17 protein-coding genes are annotated in these 16,364 nt (G+C 48.1%); 2 read left to right on the top strand and 15 right to left on the bottom strand.

The features are described from left to right. Positions 1-355 precede the first annotated feature (355 nt). Genes HMPREF3090_RS05855 through HMPREF3090_RS05845 form a run of 3 tightly spaced genes read right to left on the bottom strand, consistent with a single transcriptional unit; the run spans position 356 to position 2,708 of the window. Positions 356-1,684: a glucose-6-phosphate isomerase gene (locus HMPREF3090_RS05855; RefSeq protein ID WP_067971846.1), complete on the bottom strand. Its 1,329-nt coding sequence runs from the start codon at positions 1,682-1,684 to the stop codon at positions 356-358. Between the two features lie 11 nt (positions 1,685-1,695). Then, complete coding sequence (locus HMPREF3090_RS05850; RefSeq protein ID WP_067971851.1) at positions 1,696-2,109, bottom strand: CvfD/Ygs/GSP13 family RNA-binding post-transcriptional regulator; 414 nt, start codon at positions 2,107-2,109, stop codon at positions 1,696-1,698. Then, positions 2,109-2,708 carry a peptidylprolyl isomerase gene (locus HMPREF3090_RS05845; RefSeq protein WP_067971854.1) on the bottom strand — a complete coding sequence of 200 codons (600 nt, stop codon included), beginning with the start codon at positions 2,706-2,708 and terminating at the stop codon, positions 2,109-2,111. The genes HMPREF3090_RS05850 and HMPREF3090_RS05845 overlap by 1 nt, the downstream gene beginning before the upstream one ends. A 182-nt stretch (positions 2,709-2,890) precedes the next feature. Between HMPREF3090_RS05845 and HMPREF3090_RS05840 the strand changes: the two genes are divergently transcribed. Beyond that, on the top strand, positions 2,891-3,385 hold the full coding sequence (locus tag HMPREF3090_RS05840; protein ID WP_067971857.1) for a divergent PAP2 family protein: 495 nt from the start codon (positions 2,891-2,893) through the stop codon (positions 3,383-3,385). Between the two features lie 25 nt (positions 3,386-3,410). Next, entirely contained in the window at positions 3,411-4,421 is a 1,011-nt protein-coding gene (locus HMPREF3090_RS05835; protein ID WP_067971859.1) for an NAD(P)/FAD-dependent oxidoreductase, read from the top strand. A gap of 476 nt (positions 4,422-4,897) precedes the next feature. On the opposite strand, the gene HMPREF3090_RS05830 is transcribed toward HMPREF3090_RS05835, so the two are convergent. The 12 genes from HMPREF3090_RS05830 to HMPREF3090_RS05775 form a co-directional block, all read right to left on the bottom strand. Then, a complete protein-coding gene (locus HMPREF3090_RS05830) occupies positions 4,898-5,521 on the bottom strand; it encodes a TIGR01906 family membrane protein (RefSeq protein WP_067971862.1) in 624 nt (207 codons plus the stop codon). Continuing rightward, positions 5,506-6,306, bottom strand: coding sequence for an HAD-IIA family hydrolase (locus tag HMPREF3090_RS05825; RefSeq protein WP_067971865.1), 801 nt, complete (start codon positions 6,304-6,306; stop codon positions 5,506-5,508). The genes HMPREF3090_RS05830 and HMPREF3090_RS05825 overlap by 16 nt, the downstream gene beginning before the upstream one ends. A gap of 2 nt (positions 6,307-6,308) precedes the next feature. Continuing rightward, entirely contained in the window at positions 6,309-6,935 is a 627-nt protein-coding gene (locus tag HMPREF3090_RS05820) for a YutD family protein (protein WP_067971868.1), read from the bottom strand. Between the two features lie 13 nt (positions 6,936-6,948). Continuing rightward, positions 6,949-7,395, bottom strand: coding sequence for a MarR family winged helix-turn-helix transcriptional regulator (locus tag HMPREF3090_RS05815; RefSeq protein WP_070486152.1), 447 nt, complete (start codon positions 7,393-7,395; stop codon positions 6,949-6,951). Positions 7,396-7,416: 21 nt separating this feature from the next. Then, on the bottom strand, positions 7,417-8,016 hold the full coding sequence (locus HMPREF3090_RS05810; protein ID WP_168140261.1) for a DnaD domain protein: 600 nt from the start codon (positions 8,014-8,016) through the stop codon (positions 7,417-7,419). Positions 8,017-8,088: 72 nt separating this feature from the next. Beyond that, positions 8,089-9,282, bottom strand: a complete 1,194-nt coding sequence (locus HMPREF3090_RS05805) for a pyridoxal phosphate-dependent aminotransferase (protein WP_067971878.1) — start codon at positions 9,280-9,282, stop codon at positions 8,089-8,091. Positions 9,283-9,300: 18 nt separating this feature from the next. Further along, positions 9,301-9,774, bottom strand: a complete 474-nt coding sequence (locus tag HMPREF3090_RS05800; RefSeq protein ID WP_067971881.1) for a cell wall elongation regulator TseB-like domain-containing protein — start codon at positions 9,772-9,774, stop codon at positions 9,301-9,303. Positions 9,775-9,778: 4 nt separating this feature from the next. Beyond that, entirely contained in the window at positions 9,779-12,532 is a 2,754-nt protein-coding gene (locus tag HMPREF3090_RS05795; protein WP_083272402.1) for an exonuclease domain-containing protein, read from the bottom strand. Then, positions 12,529-13,794, bottom strand: a complete 1,266-nt coding sequence (locus HMPREF3090_RS05790; RefSeq protein WP_067971887.1) for a CCA tRNA nucleotidyltransferase — start codon at positions 13,792-13,794, stop codon at positions 12,529-12,531. Before HMPREF3090_RS05790 ends, HMPREF3090_RS05795 begins: the two co-directional genes overlap by 4 nt. After that, the gene (gene dapB, locus HMPREF3090_RS05785) at positions 13,791-14,570 is read right to left on the bottom strand and encodes a 4-hydroxy-tetrahydrodipicolinate reductase (RefSeq protein WP_067971890.1); all 780 of its coding nucleotides are present in this window, start codon (positions 14,568-14,570) and stop codon (positions 13,791-13,793) included. The genes HMPREF3090_RS05790 and dapB overlap by 4 nt, the downstream gene beginning before the upstream one ends. 64 nt (positions 14,571-14,634) lie before the next feature. Continuing rightward, positions 14,635-15,924, bottom strand: a complete 1,290-nt coding sequence (locus HMPREF3090_RS05780) for a tetratricopeptide repeat protein (protein ID WP_067971893.1) — start codon at positions 15,922-15,924, stop codon at positions 14,635-14,637. Positions 15,925-16,048: 124 nt separating this feature from the next. After that, positions 16,049-16,330 (bottom strand): HU family DNA-binding protein, encoded by a 282-nt coding sequence (locus HMPREF3090_RS05775; protein ID WP_067971897.1) that lies wholly within the window; start codon positions 16,328-16,330, stop codon positions 16,049-16,051. Between the last annotated feature and the right edge of the window lie 34 nt (positions 16,331-16,364).

The raw sequence follows: 16,364 nt of genomic DNA, 5'->3' as shown, positions 1-16,364 counted from the left end.
TCAGTTTTCAAAGGTCTATCTCGTCGCCTTATTGAAGCGACTCAATTATTATATCATCTTTATCGAAATCTTGTCAAGAACTTTTTTAAAAAGTTTTTTTGCTTCTTTCGATTTGATGATCGTCTGCTTGTTCTTTGCCTCAAAGGCTTGAATCAAGCGACTCAATTAGTATATCGAAGTTATTGAAACTTGTCAATACTTTTTTTGAATTTATTTTTGTTGGCGATCGATTTCGAAGTGATCTCGATCAGCAACAAAAATTATTATACCTCCTTCTCTCTCCTTCGTCAACTCTTTTTCATAAAAAAGCCAACTTTTTTATCAGTTGGCTTAAAATCCTTATCATATCTTTGATTTATAGGCGTTCGTTCAATTCTTGAGCCAGTTCTTCGTAGCCTTCTCGGCCTAAAAGAGCGAACATATTTCTCTTATAAGCTTCCACTCCTGGTTGGTCAAAAGGATTAACCCCATTAAGATAGCCAGAAATAGCGACGGCGATTTCAAAGAAATAAATCAATTGGCCCAGCGTATGTGCGTTAATCGCTGGCGCATGGAGAACCAGGTTAGGAACGCCTCCATCCGTGTGAGCGAGTAGGGTCCCTTGGAAGGCCTTGGTATTGACCTCATCAACGGATTGTCCTTCTAAATAAGCAAGCCCATCACTATCTTCCGCTAGGCTTGGGATTTTAATATCCTTTTCAGTCTCTTCAACTTTAACCACCGTTTCAAAGAGGATACGGCGACCGTCTTGGATATATTGGCCTAGGGAATGAAGGTCTGTCGAGAAGTTAGCGCTACTTGGATAAATTCCTTTACCGTCCTTACCTTCTGATTCCCCAAACAGTTGCTTCCACCATTCAGCAAAATATTTTAATTTAGGCTCATAGTTAACGAGAATTTCCGTGTTATAGCCCTTGCGGTATAAAATATTTCGGATTGCGGCATAGAGATAGGCGTCATTTTTGCCCAATTCAGGCTCTTGATAAGCCTGGTGGGCCGCTTGAGCACCGGCCAAGAGCTCATCCGTATTAGCGCCACTTGCTGCAATTGGTAGAAGCCCCACTGCTGTCAGGACGGTAAAGCGGCCGCCAACGCCATCAGGAATAACAAAGCTTTCATAGCCCATCTGGTCAGCTTCTGCCTTCAAGGCCCCTTTTGCTTGGTCAGTCGTTGCATAAATCCGGGACTTAGCTTCTTCTTCCCCGTATTGATCGATCAAACGCTTCTTGAAGATACGGAAGGCAATTGAAGTTTCAGTAGTGGTCCCAGACTTAGAAATCACATTAATCGAAAAATCTTTGCCCTCTAAGGCGTCCATAACCTCGCTGAGGTAAGTGGCACTCAGGCTATTACCCGCGAAGATGATTTCCAACTTGCCTTCTTGGATAAATTGATGAGATAGGAAAGAAATGGCTGCCTTAGCCCCAAGATAAGAGCCACCAATCCCTAATACCAGGAGAACATCGGAGTCGGCTTGAATCTTTTTAGCCGCTTCCTTGATGCGTTGGTATTCTTCCTTGTCATAGTCCAAGGGAAGGTCCAACCAATCCGTAAACTCATGGCCAGGTCCCTTGCCAGAACGTAGCTGCTGGTGGGCTTGGCTGACTTCACTTTGCATATAGTCAATTTCATGCTGGGAAATAAAGGGATCAAGTTTTGAGATATCTAATTTTAAATCTGCCATAGTTAGACTCCTTACTTATTAAAATGATTTTCGTGGTAATCTTTGACTAGGCCCGACTGGATATTCGCAAGACCTTCATCCACCCATTTAGGCAGGTTCTCAGCAATCAAACCAAAGCCATAATCTTTAGGATGGTGGTGCTTGTGCCAGTTACCGCGGGCCGGTTTTTTATTTTTGAAGAGGGGTTGGAGGGCTCTTAGCGACAGGGAAATCTTTTGGCTGTATTCATCAATATCGATAATCTTGGCTGTGACTTCTTCACCAATCTCATACTGGTTATAAATATCCTTTACAAAGCCGTGGTTAATTTCAGAGATGTGGATGAGTCCCTGGTGGTTAGCGCCGAGACTCACGAAGATGCCGTAGCTTTGAATGCCTGTCACCTTCCCCTTAACAATATCTCCAATCGCAAATGACTTGGTCATTAGGCATCACTTTCTGGATCAATAATCTGGATCCCTTCAATAACAACATCTTCCAGCGGTTTATCTTGGGCATCCCGGTCAACATTTTCAATCTGGCTGACAACCTCTTGACCTTCCCTTACTTGGCCAAAGACCGTGTGCCGGTGGTCTAACCAAGGGGTCCCCCCCTTCTCAGCATAGGCTTCAACGATTTCCTCAGGCCAACCGCCAGCACGCAACTGGCTGACCATGCTGGCATCAACTGGTCCCGCTGAGACAATAAAGAATTGTGAGCCATTGGTATTAGGTCCTGCATTGGCCATAGACAGGGCGCCCTTAATATTAAAGAGGGAGAGATTGAATTCATCCTCAAAGGCTTGGCCGTAAATGGACTCTCCGCCGCGGCCCGTTCCAGTTGGGTCCCCGCCCTGGATCATGAAGTTAGGGATGACCCGGTGGAAGATCACACCATCGTAGTAACCCTCTTTAGCATGTTGGATAAAGTTTTCGACAGCTTTTGGTGCTAATTCGGGAAAAAGAGCGACTTCAATTTGCCCTTGCTTGGTTTTAATGATTGCTTTAATTTCTTTAGCTTGTTCTTCTAATTGTGGAAATGACATAACATTCCTCCTCTAAAACTATGCATATTTTTTATTTCTATTCCTCTCTATTGTACCAATAGTTAAAGAAAATGTATAGTTATCGCTAGTTCTCTAATGGTGAGATTTATGTTATATTTATTAAGTAGCTGTCCAATCGACAGCATACTTTTACATGTAGCCAAAAAATTACCGGAGGCCCTATGGACGTACTAACTAACCTACCGCTTGTGGCAACCCTCAGTGCCATTGTTGTTGCCCAAGCCCTAAAATTTCCCATCGCGCTCTTAATGCGCAAGAGCAATGCCAAACTCGCTTTGCTCCATGCCACAGGGAGTATGCCCAGTTCTCATTCGGCTGCTGTGACAGCCTTGATAACTGCGCTTATCCTTAAATACGGCTACCAGTCCGCCTACGTTGCGATTGGGGTGTGTTTTGGCGTGATTATTATGTTCGATGCCATGGGGGTCCGGCGGCAAAGCGGTGAGCAGGGCATGCTTCTTCGCCAATTGCTCTTGATTCTCGAAGAGCGGGCGGCTAAAGAAGACGATCCTGTCCTCAGTCGCCAATTGAAAGCCATTAAGGAGAGCAAGCTCGTCATCGATGATTATTTAGGCCACAAACCTTCAGAGGTTATTGGTGGCATTCTGACCGGTATCCTCGTGACCTTACTCCTTAATAGCCTCTTTAACTTTTAAAGCATTCATATAGAAAGGACGTTCTATGGAAACTCTCTCAAGTGATCTGATCATTATTGGTGCTGGGCCTAGTGCCCTTTTTGCGGCTTTCTATGCCGGTATGCGCCAGTTGAGCGTAAATATTATTGATAGCTTGCCTGAATTAGGCGGCCAACCCAAGGCCCTCTACCCCGACAAGATCATCTATGACATCCCTGCCTATCCCGAAATTTCGGGGGCGGAACTCATCGACCGCTTGTCCCAACAGCTGGCCCGCTTCCATGCGACCACCCAATTCAGCCTCAACCAAGAAGTTTTAAATTTAGAAAACGATGGCGAGGAATTTGTCGTCGAAACTAGCCGTGCGACCTATCGCGCTAAGGCAGTCATCATTGCAGCTGGTAATGGCTCTTTCAGCCCTCGCAAGGTTGACCTGGACCAATTAGACCACTACGAAAACCGTGGCGTTGCCTATTTCGTCAGCAATTATACGGCTTATGCGGGCAAGAATGTCGCCATCTGCGGAGGCGGCGACAGTGCCCTCGATACGGCCCTTGCCCTGAGCGACTACGCCAAGGAAATCTATCTGATCCACCGCCGCGACCGCTTCCGGGCCCATGAATACTCCGTTGAAGCCGCCCGGCAAAAGGACAACATTAACTTCATCACCCCCTATGTCCCAACTGGCCTCGAGGGAGACGGCATTAATCTCTCTGCCATCCACTTGCAAAAAGCACGGTCAGATGAAAGCCAACGTATTCCCGTGGACCAAGTCATCATGGCTTATGGCTTTACTTCTTCCCTAGGTGAAATTAAGAATTGGGGATTGGACATCGAAAAGAATAAAGTCCTAGTCGACGGCCACTGTCAAACGAACCGGCCGGGTATCTTTGCTATTGGTGACATTGCAGGCTATCCAGGTAAGACTGACCTGATTGTTTCCGGCTTTGGCGAAGCCCCTACCGCCATCAACGCCGCCTATCACTACATCTATCCAGAAAAACGCATCAGCCCCTTGCACTCCTCTGACTTACTGAAAGAGGACAAAAATAGATAAGGGTGTTAACAAAGCCGCTTAGAAATTTATGTGTCCACGAATCCGATCTCAAGGTGATCAATATGACCTTTAAGCTTAGATGAATAGGAAATTTTTAAATAAAAGTGCTCAGCTGAAATCATGGTTCAGCTGAGCACTTTTTTGCTTCTCTAATTTTTAAACATTGGTGACTACTTATTAAAAAAACAATTCAAATTGAGTAATAGTGGAGCGTTGAATTTAGTCCTTAGCCATGATAAAGCAAACAATGTGAATTAGGGATCGTAGGCGCTAGTCGTACGAGCCCTTTGAAGCTTGTTAGACGAGAGACCTTGGCTCGAGCCGGTGCTGCTTTAGCCGTAGGAGCAAAGGGAATTACGGATAAAGTACAAAACGGCGAAAGCCGTTCTTGATCCACTATAAATTCAAGGACTAAATTCAAAAAGCGCAACGGATGCTCACTAGCACAGACCACTAAAAAAACATTTTTATTCGACTCACAAGCTATTTTTCAAATAAGCATAAACCCCTTGGATCCCTAATTGGAAGAGCACAAAAAAGAGGATGAAGCAGAGCATGAAATAACTTTCCGGTAGCACTTCAATAATCGGATCCGTTGCCGGATCAAAGAGCCAGGCCTGGTTATCAAACAAAACTTGATGGAAGAGGACAAAGACCCGGTTGAAATTCAACGTTAAGCCGATAATAGCTATAAGGGGCAGATAACGCAGGTAAGCAAAAATCCGATAAAGAAGGTAGAGGGTCCCTGCTTTTAAAGGCTTCCTAGTGAGAACCCAGCTGAAGCCGAGGCCAGCTAAGAAAGTCGGATAGACCATCAAAAAAAGCTGCTTGACCTCGTAAAAATGGAAACGGGCAGAAGCGGAAGACGGAAAATAGGCAAAGTCTAGTCCCCTCCGCCATGGAAAATTCAAATAAGTGAGCATCTGCCAGTAGTCATGGAGGACTTCTTGATTGGTCAAGCCCACCCGCTCAGCTAGATTGCCAGCATACAAGACCAAGACATAGAGGGGCAGGCACCAAATCGTTAAAAGTAAGGCGCCTGCTATCAGCCCAACTAAGAGGCTTAAGGTCAGTAGGCCGGCTTTTAGATACTTGGCCATAAGTCCATCAACTCTTGATAGTCCTTCACCAGCCAGGTGGGTTCAATGTTTAACTGCTCAATGTCGGCTCTCTGGTGAACGCCGGTCTCAATTAAGATCGTTGAAAGACCAGCCCGGTTAGCAGCCAAAATATCCGTGGTCAGGTTATCCCCTAGCATCACGACTTCATCCGCTTCGAGGCCCAAGAGCTCCAAGGCACCGAGGATAATATTGGGGCTAGGCTTGCCGCAGACAATCGGCTCGGTTCGGGACACATGGGCCACCAATTCACCCAAGGCCCCTGCTCCAGGAACAAATCCATGACTGGAAGGGAATTGGATATCCGGATTGGTTAAATAAAACTTGGCGCCTGACTGGGCAGCATAGGCGCACTGGGCGAGTTCTTGGTAGCTTACGCTTTGGTCCAAGCCCATGACTAAGAGGTTAACCGGCTCGGCCAAGGGATCAGAAACAATCTGATAGCCTTCTTCTGCCACCGTAGCCTTCAAGTAATCGCTCCCCATAACGTAGGCCTTCTGTCTAGGCTGAATGGCTTCCTGCCCCAATAAGTGGGACAAGGCGTCCACGCTAGTATAAACTTGGTCAGGCTCCGCCTCAATCTGGTGGTAGTCTCCTAAGAACTGGACGGCTTCCTGGTGGGACCGCATGGAATTATTAGTCACAAAGAGGAAAGGCTCCTGGGCAGCCCGCATCTGCTCGATCCATTCCCGAGCACCAGGGATGGCGGACTTCCCCTTGTAGACCGTCCCATCCAAGTCTAAAAACATGGCACGTTTCTTTTTCATGCTTATTTTTTTCCTTTCGTTGAACGAATTTTAAAGCCCTCTTTTTTCTTATTGCCCTGGGTAATCGTTTGACGCTTGACGCCTTTATTTGAGGGCTTAGTCGAGCTTTTATCCGTTTTAATACTGAAATGCGCTTTCTTATCCCGCTGGCGCTTGTGTGACTTGTTCTTGCCCTTGTCCTTGCGCTGGTTTTTCTTCTTATAGTTCTTATTGTTTCGGTTCTTTTTGGGTCGTTTTTTCAATTGACGGTTGCGCTCTTGACGTTCTTCCTCGTCACGCTGGTGTTCCAAGACAAAATAGTCGCAGGCAAAATTACAGTACTCCAAGAGATAATCCGTTAGGTGTGAGATCTTACGCTCCAGGGGTACATGGGGCACATCATCTTTGTAGAAGCCCTTTAGGCGGACTTGTTCGTAGGCCCAGTCACCGACGATATAGTCATAAGTATCCAGAATTGGCATATAGCGGTCAGCTAAAGCCTCCAAATCGAGGGCCTCTTCCTGGCTCCATTCCTTAACTGTAAAAGGCTGGCCGTTAATCAATAATTCCTGGTTGTCCGTTCGTTGGATCTCAGCTTTGGGGAAGGCTTCTTGTTCAGGGCTTTTTTCAGGGCTGTTCTTCCTTGGCATAGGCATCCTCCTTTCATTTTTGGTCGCGTTTGTAATACTCTTCGGCCTGGAAGCCTAATTTCTTATGAATCAGTCGCAGGCGCTTCAATTCATCCGCATCAAGGACAGAGAAAAGCTGGTTGACATAGCCCTTATGTTCTTCGTAGTCAGCTGCTATTTTGCGCTGTCCTTTGGGGGTTAAAGCGATGATAATCCGGCGCATATCCTTTGACGACCGTTCCCGTTTAACCAGCCCCTTGCCTTCCAAACAATCGATCACATAGGTCACCGAACTGTTGGGAATAAGCAGGTGTTCCTTGATGTCTTGGACGACATGGGGTCCCTTGTTCAAAAGATATTCTAGTATCATAAATTCATTTTCAGTCAATCCATAAGTCCTCATGTCTTGCTTGAGGGCCCGCATCATCAATTGATGGGACCGTAACAAGACACGCAGGGTATGCAATTGTTGCTCGGTCATATTCTCCAAGTTGCTAGCTCCTTACTCCTGGTCTTTTTTAATAATTTTCTTCATAGGTGCTGGTGGTAGGTCCGAAAGCGAGTGCTGGTCTCTAAGCTTAGAGTTTCTTTGCTTGGGATTGCGACGCCAATTCATTAAAACCTTGTCGATATAGCGCAGGCTATAGGCCTGGGCCAGGACAGCTTCCTTAATGGCTTCAAAGATCATGTCAGTTGGAAACTTATCCTTATGCAGCCAGTCCGCCACCTCTTGGTATTCAATCGGTGACAGAGGCCGGCCAAATTCAGTCTCCAAGACTTGGAAAATCTCGGCTTCTTGATCCTCTGTTTGTTTACTCTCTTCTTCGGCTTCCCGCTGCTTGACTAAGGCGTCAACCCTATTATACAAGAATTCCAGGTTATAGTACTCCGTTTGTTGGTTATTTTCATTTTTCTTGCTATCAATCCGCAAGTACTGGCGGTCCACTAAGGAATTAATCAAGCTTAAGATCTCATCCCGGGTCATCCCCATCCGCTTCATCAGCATAGAAAAGCTGGGGAATTCCACATTATCTTGCTGGAAACTAATCAAATGTATGAAAAAAAGCATCTCCTCATTGGTGATGCCTATTTCGTGATACATCTCAAGAAGGAGTGTCCGCAAAACCGTATATTTTTCGATTTTCATTCTTGATCATGCTCACTTTCTAAGTCTTTACGCCTGGACTTGGTGGTCTGTCATAAAGTTGTCAATTCGATCCATGGCTTCAAGGAACTTGTCCTGGTCAGCTGCATAAGAGAAGCGCAAGAAGTCTGGCATACCAAAAGCACTCCCAACCACACTGGCTACCCCGACCTCCTCCAAGAGAGCCATAGCAAAGTCATCGACCGTTGCATAGCCGGTTAAGGCTGCAGCTTCACTACAATTAGGGAAGAGATAGAAGGCGCCCCGCGGTTTAGCTACTAGGTTAAAACCAGGTATTGCTTTCATCCGGTCATAGGCAGCATTTAAACGTTTTTCAAAGGTCTGGCGCATCTTTTCCAGGTCATCTTGGGGGCCTGTCAAAGCACCGATCGTTGCATATTGGGCAATACCGGAAGGGTTCCCGCTTACTTGACTAGCCAATTTATTCATCGCGCGAATAATATCTTCATCGCCCATGCAATAACCTAGGCGCCAACCGGTCATGGCATAGGCCTTGGAAGCACCGTTCACGACGATGGTTTGTTTGCGGATAGAAGGTGAAATAGAGGCCATGGAAATCGCTTTGGTGCCATTGTAGACCAATTGATAGTACATCTCATCGGAAATGATCACGATGCCCTTGTCCACACAATAGTCACCGATGGCCCGCATTTCTTCTGGACTGAGCACAGCGCCCGAGGGATTAGATGGCGTGTTAAGAACAAGCAGTTTGGTCTTATCCGTACAAACACCATCCAATTCTTCAACGGTTAAGATAAAATTATTGCTTTCCTTAGTTTCAACAATCACAGGTTTTCCCCCAGCTAGGCGGATCTGCTCATAGTAGCTGACCCAGTAAGGTTGGGGAATAAGAACTTCATCACCAGGATTGACTAAGACTTGGAAGAGATAATAGAGAACAAGTTTACCCCCGTTCCCGGCAAAAATTTCACTTGGCTCGTAGACAACACCGTCATGCTTTTCATGGTAGTGGGCAATGGCTTCACGTAATTCTAAAGCTCCGCTGGCTGGCGTGTAATGGTGGCCCTTGCCGGCATACATGGCTTCCTTGGCATAGTCCAAGATATATTGGGGTGTGTCGAAGTCTGGCTCACCCACTGTGAGTGAAATAATATCCCGACCCTGGGCCTTGAGTTCTCGGGCCTTGTCATTAGCGGCTAGTGTTTTCGATTCTTGTAAATTCATGATGCGTTCAGAGATCATAGCGTCACCTCATTGTTTCTATAAATTATTGATCGTTTCATACCAAGTGCCGTTAGTTGCATTGATATAATGATACCCTAAATTACCGTCTTTATCGACAAAACTTACCTCCCAAACGAAAAATTTTTCATCAAAACCGAGTCGGGCTTCTTTAACCTCGACTTCAGGAAGTTCGTTTTGGGTCAAGGCGATGGCATTTTCTTCTGTTACCATCTCGTCAACAAAGCCTGTGTGCACCGTTTGACTGTCCGGTTGGTAAGTTAGATAGACCTCCCGCCCCTCTTCATTTTCTGCCCGAACACTGTACCAAGTCTCGTCCTTGGTAAAGAGATAAAAATCTTTGATGTCCGATAGCTTGTGGTCCTGGGCCACCTGGCTGACCGCGTCTTCCGCATCGATGAGTGGTTTTTGGGAAGAAAAATAAACGTTATTGGTCAGCACAATATAGAGGGTGAGAATGGCAATTAGGATGTAGAGAAATCTTTTTTTCATGCTGTCATCCTTTATTTTGGCTAAAATTACTTGAAATATTTTCTAAGTCCTGGAGGCGGACGGGTCTAAAGTCAGCGCTGCTGGCCAGACTGGCATGCAAGTGGTCGGCATAAGCGCTCTTGAGTATACGTTGGTCTAAAGAAAGGAAGTCCGCTCGGTCCCCCTGACCATTAGCTGCCCGACCAATGGCTTGCTTAAGTCGAACCAGCATATCTGGAAGGGCCACGTTCTCAAAGTAATCCCTGCCCTCTTCTCGGGCTAGAGCTTGTTTAGCCAATTCATCCGCTGCTTCCGGTGCTGCAAAAGGCAAGCGCGGCTGCACGACAAGATCCAAAGCTTGCTTGAAGTGGACGCCTTCGCTGAAGTTCTGTAAACCGATGAGTAGGCCTTGGTCTTCCTGGTCAAAGAGTTGGAAGAGCTTATGGCTATGTTTGAAGTTGAGCTGGCAATAGAGCTTCTGGTAGGCCTGGTAGTCGAGGCGGTCTTTTAAGGCGGCTTCGAGTAACCGGGCCTGTTTTTTGGCATTGACTAGGACCAAGACCCGCTGGTAATGCTTGGGCCAGAGCTCAAGCAGGCAGTCCGCCGTCCAAGCTGCTGCCGCTTTGGCAATCATTTTATCAATGGACAAGCCATCCATCAAGACCTTAACCTCCTGGATCCCCTTAGTGCTAGCATAAGAATAATGGATGGCTTGGCTATCAAAGCGTTGGTCAGCCAAGGGACTCGCCGAAATAAAGACGGTCTGACAGGCCAAAGTATCGAGAAAGCCTTCCAGTAGGCGCTGGTCTTCAAAGGGTTTGCCCTGGAGCTGGCAGTGAAGGTCCTCCCCCGCTTCAAGCAGGTCCAGAACATAATAGTCCAGGTCCTTTCCTTGAACTAACTGGGTCAATTGGTCATTCATAGCTTGCTGGGACCGAACCGTGGCCTGCAATTGGTCCAAGCGTTGGCTGCTAAAGCCTGACTTAACTTGGACAGCCCGGCATAATTGCTGAAGAGATTTCGATAGATCGTTCACCTGGGCCTGGACTGCCTTGAGCTGACTGTAAAGGTCCGCAGCCTGAAAGGCAGCTTTTAGCATAAAACTATCTTTGTGGTCGCTCTGTTGCTTGTAGTAGACAAGCTTGCGGTAATGCTCTTCCAAATAAGCCATAACCTGATCAAAAGTCTGCCAGACATCCTGGATCAATTGACTGGACTGGTACAAGTCATCAAAGGATTGGCCGGAGAACTGATAAGCCTCAGGAAAATGTATCAGATTAGCCAGTAATTTTTGTAAGTGCTTGTGCTGGTTCTCGAAGGCCTGAGTTGACCAAGAAGCGGTCGCCTGGGCCTGGAGGGTATCCAGTAATTGGTGGCTCTCATCCACTAAGAGCAGGCCGGAAGAGCTGAGCAAACCCCAGTCTTCCAAGTCCTTTTGGTGCTGGCAGAGAAAGGCCTGGTTGGTTAAAACCAGGTCCGCTTCAGGGATGGCCTCCCACTCCCGGGCATAATAGGCGTGGTCGCTCCACTTGGACAGGGCCTGGTCGCAAGCTGCTTTCGTCGGCTGCTTGCAGCTGAAATCCTTGGTCAAAAGCCCCGGGTTCAATTCCACCAACAGTCCCGTCTGACTTTGGGCCAACCAGATCATGAGAGCTGCCAAGAGCAAGGCATCTCGTTTCTTGACCTGCTTAGAAGCTAAGACCTCTTCATGGAAGGCGGCCAGAGCGGACAAGTCGATATAGTGACGAGAACTCTTGAGCTGGACATAGCGCAAGGGGCGGCCAAGAATATCGGCTGCCTGTTGGAGACTCTCTTGAGCCAAACGGTCCTGGAGCAAGCGGGTCGAGGTCGCTAGGACGAGATTGGACTGGCCCGCTGGCGCTTGCAAGGCTGCCAAAAGATAGGCCAGGCTCTTGCCCGAACCTGCAGGCGCATCAAGGCAGGCTAGACCCGACTTATCCTGGTCAAAGAATTGAGACAAGTCCCGGCACATAGCCAACTGGAGTGGGCTCAACTGGCAGTCCCCCTGGCCTATGCAGAGGGGCCGGCCCCCTAAGTCAACAAAGTCCGCCTGGTCTTGGCCAAATTGTTTAGGAAAGACCAAGCCCTGACCTTTTTGCTCAGCAAGGTAGAAGGGACCCTTCTTAACCAAGCCTTCCCTCGTCCGCGGCGCCCAGTCCTCGACCCAAGCATTGAAGTAGAGGCCCGTTTGTCGGATCATCGTCGTGGTCAAGGGCTGAATCGTTTGGAGCAAGTCATAAGGCAAGCTTTTAATTCTTTCTTGAATCAGTAACAAAAGCTGGGCCGTGGCCCGGGCATCATCGAGGGCCGTATGGGCATGAACCAAGTTGATGCCATGCTTTTCCGCAAAGTCCCCTAACTTATAGCTCTGGTCACAGGGATAGAGAAGACGGATCAATTCGACCGTGTCAATCCCCTCATTGCTAAGTGGCGGATAGCCCAGCTTTTCTAGGCTCCGACTCAAGAATTTATAGTCAAAGTTGATATTGTGGGCCACTAAGATCCGGTCGCCCAACTTGTCTAAAAAGTCATCGGCAATTTCTCTTAAAGTCGGGGCCTGGGCCAACTGCCTATCTGTAATTCCAGTTAAGTCGACAATGCGCGGAGGAATTTTTTGCCCGGGTTGGACATCCCAGCTGTATTCAGCTTCAATGCCTTGGTCGCTTAACTGAACCAGACCGATTTGGATGATTTTGTCCCCTTCTTTAAAGGAAGGACCGGTTGTTTCAATATCTACCACGGCATATCTTCTTATCACAGATGTTCCTCCTCCGTTGCAATTTCTTCTTTTAGCCAGGCCAGCAGACTGGCCTTATCATTGGTGACTTGACCTGCCAGAACGGCTGCTTCTAAAGTGCCTAACCAGCGACCAATCTGTGCCCCTTCTGCGGGATGGAAGGCCTGGATCAAGTCCGAGCCATTCACAGCCAGATCCTTTAAGGAATGGATGGGAAGGGCTTGCCAATTCGCCTGGCAAGCGGCGAGGTTTGCTGGGCTAAAGCGCTGGCTCAGCAAGCTTCCCTCAGCTTCTTCCTGGGCTAGGGTCTGTTCTAGCTGCCAGGCAAGGTCAAAGCCGAGGGCGTAGAGCGAGTCGGCATCCCAGACAGACAGCCCCTGGCGGACGGCCAAGGCATAAGCCAGGCCGGCAATATGCTGGTCTTCACGCTTAGACATCTTCCAGGCCCGGGCCAGCTGGTGACTGGCTTGATTATAAGCTTGACGGTCTGCCCCAGCGCCCAGGTCTAAATAGAGATAGAAAGCCCAAGCCATATCCGAATCTGCAAAAGGACTAGATGCTAAGAGTTTTAGCATGGTCTCCAAGACTTGGCGCTCTAGATAAGGGCAATAGGCCCACAAGTCAGCTTCCAGCATCTGTGCTAGGCCTTTTTGCCAATTCTTCCCTTGCCATAACTTGTTCATCTCCACTAAGATGCGCTCAATGGCAATCTTCTCGAGGAGCGGCGCATTGGTCTTGAGGGCTCGGGAGGTTTCTTCGGCAATCTCGAAGTCTAATTGGCTAGCGAAACGGACAGCCCGCATCATGCGCAAGGCATCTTCATGGAAACGTTCATGGGCCACACCAACTGCTTCAATCCGCCCCTCTTTAATCGCCTCTTGTCCGTTAAAGTAGTCGATAATCTGACCATCTGAGGCCATCGCCAGGGCGTTCATGGTAAAGTCCCGGCGCAGGAGGTCTTCCTCCAAAGATTGAACAAATTCGACCTTGTCCGGCCGCCGGTAATCCTGGTAGCCAGACTCTGTCCGAAAGGTCGTAATCTCATAGGTCTCCCCCTCATACCAGGCCATCACGGTCCCATGTTCTAAGCCCACGTCAAAGTGTTTGGGAAAGACGTCTTGGACCTCTTGGGGGTAGGCCGAGGTCGCGATGTCCACATCATGGATGGGCAGGCCTAGTAAGGCATCCCGAATCGCCCCACCGACAAAATAAGCCTCATAGCCTGCTGCTTCTAAGGCCTTGAGGACAGGCAGGGCCTGTTGAAAGACAGGATCTTGAATCATAGGATATTCTCAAGGCCATAGATCAGTTCTTGACTTGCCATCACATGGTCAACTGCCATAGCCACCCCTTTCATATAAGATTCCCGGGTAAAGGAATCTTGGCGAATAGTCAGCGCCTCACCCGTGCCACCGAACTGCACGACTTGGTGGGAGTTAAGACCAGGCAGGCGGACACTGTGGATGCGGATGCCGTGGAAGTCGGCGCCCCGTGCGCCAGCCATTTGTTCTTTTTCATCAGGGTGACCGCTCGCGTGGTCGCCCCGCTCTTCATAGATGAGTTCGGCTGTTTTTTGGGCGGTCCCACTTGGTGCATCTAATTTTTGATTATGGTGCATTTCAATAATCTCAACATCCGGGAGATACTTGGCTGCTTGTTGGGCAAAAACCTGCATTAAAACCGAGCTGATCGCAAAGTTAGGCGCAATCATGCCCCCTAGTTTGGCTTCTTGGCTCAGTTTCTTCAGTTCTTCAATCTGGTCAGCGCTAAAGCCAGTGGTCCCCACAACGGGATGGACCCCATGTTCAATATAATAGCGGGTGTTGTAGTAAGCCGCATCAGGTTGGCAGAAATCAATGGCTACATCAATGGCTTCCTTATCTAAAGCTTCTTCAATACTGCTGTAGACAGGGGCGAGCTCCTCCCAAGCGCTGAGGTCTTCGGCTTGGTCAGCCTTGATGTCAACCAAGGCAGCTAGATCGAAACCCTCATGGTCAAGTACCATATGGGCTGAAGTCTGCCCCATCCGTCCTAAAAATCCTGTTACTAAAACTTTCATCCTTACGCATCCTTTCGCTTTTCTTTTGTCTCAAAAGATTACCCTTCCATTATAGCATTTATTCCTAGAAATATTCACCCATATCTTGGTCCGATAAGAAGGGATAGAAGGAGGGATCGGACTTGAGTTCAGGCCGGTCATCTAATAAGTGTGTGATCGCTGCTTGGTCGCCCTCTTCACGCATAAAGCGCAAGTAGTCGTAAACAAAGCTAGCGTCTTCTTTGAGGTCGGGATAAGCTTTTTGATAGTAGTCATGGGCCTGGTCAAAGTCTTCGTTTAAGTCATAGGTCCGGGCAACCAACCAGGCCAATTCGCCCGATTGGTAGGATTCGGCCGGCATGGTTTGAACCTGGTCCAAGGCGGCCTGATCATCCGCCGCCGCTAGATAGCCGTGGAGGATGAGTTCATGCATGGTTGTATAGTCAGGGTCTAAGGCCAGAGCTTGCTGGGCGTCAGCTAGGGCTTGGTCACTTTGACCAAGCTTCTGGTAGAGTCTTGCCCGCTGGCCCCACAAGTCCGCATCAAAGGGTTGGCTGTTAAGGGCAGAGGTCAGCATCCTGAGCGCTTCATCGTCTTCGTGGAAGGCCTCTTTCACTTCCGCATAGAGGGCCAATTCCTTGGCGGTCAATTGATCTTCTAGATAGAAGGATTCCAGGATCCCCTGGGCCTTCTCATAGTCTTCGTTCAGGGCATAGAGCAGGCCCAATTGCTTCTCTTCAGCCTCCGTCCGCTCTTCCGGCTTCTTGCTTTGGAGCCTGTCCAAGGCTTCATCAAAGTTACCCACAGCGGTCTGCGCAAAAAGATAGTTTTCTTCTACTTTCTCACGAATTGGATCCGGCAAATCAGCATCATCCAAGAGTTGACGGTAGTCCAATAAGACGGATTGGAAGTCTCCCTGGTCAAACTTCAATTGGGCAATCCCGTAACGGATGACCGCTTCATCTGGGGCCAGGGCCTGGGCTTCCTGGAGTTTGACCATGCTCACTTCTGGCAGCGACAGCATTTGATAGGCATCTGCTTGCATCAAGAGGGCCTCCACCTGGTAAGGATGGTCGTCTCCTAAGGCCAGCAGGTCATCGATTGCTTCCGTGTAAGCCCCTTGGTCAATCTTAGCCTCCGCCTTCAGGAGCAGCCATTCCAAATTACCTGGCTCTGCCGCCTGGGCCAAGTCATAAATCTTAAGCAAGCTGGTCAAGTCACCTAGGGTTCGGACCGCCTCAATCAGGTCTAAGAGCTGGTCTTGGCTGTAAGCCTGAAAGTTAGCTTGCAAGTCTTCCAAGCATGTCTCGATACCCGCTAGATCCTGCAAGCGAATCGCTTGAAGTAAGCGGCTAATATTTTTTTCAGTCTGCATGCGCATTCCTCCTCCGCTATATTTTAGCATACTGTTCGCCCAGCCCAAGGATAAGTCCTTGAAGCGAGTGGTAAAAATAAAAAGCCAGGTCCGAAAACCTGACTTTTACTACTCTTTGACGAGATTAATTTCCTTTAACAGCGTCTTTCAAGCCTTTGCCTGGTTTGAAGGCAGGTACTTTACTTGCTGCGATTTGGATTTCTTCACCTGTTTGTGGATTACGTCCTTTACGTGCTGCACGTTCACGAACTTCGAAGTTACCGAAGCCGATGATTTGTACTTTTTCACCTTCTTCAAGGTAAGCTTGGATGGATTCAAAAACTGCATCAACTACTGGAGTCACGTTTTTCTTTGAATCTCCAACTGCGTTAGCAACACTTTGTACTAAGTCTGCTTTATTTGCCAATTTAGTTCACCTCCTCCGATAAAGATTATCGGAA

This window comes from Aerococcus sp. HMSC23C02, from assembly GCF_001806805.1.
Classification (GTDB): Bacteria; Bacillota; Bacilli; order Lactobacillales; family Aerococcaceae; genus Aerococcus; species Aerococcus sanguinicola.
This window is presented reverse-complemented; position numbering and strand designations above follow the sequence as displayed.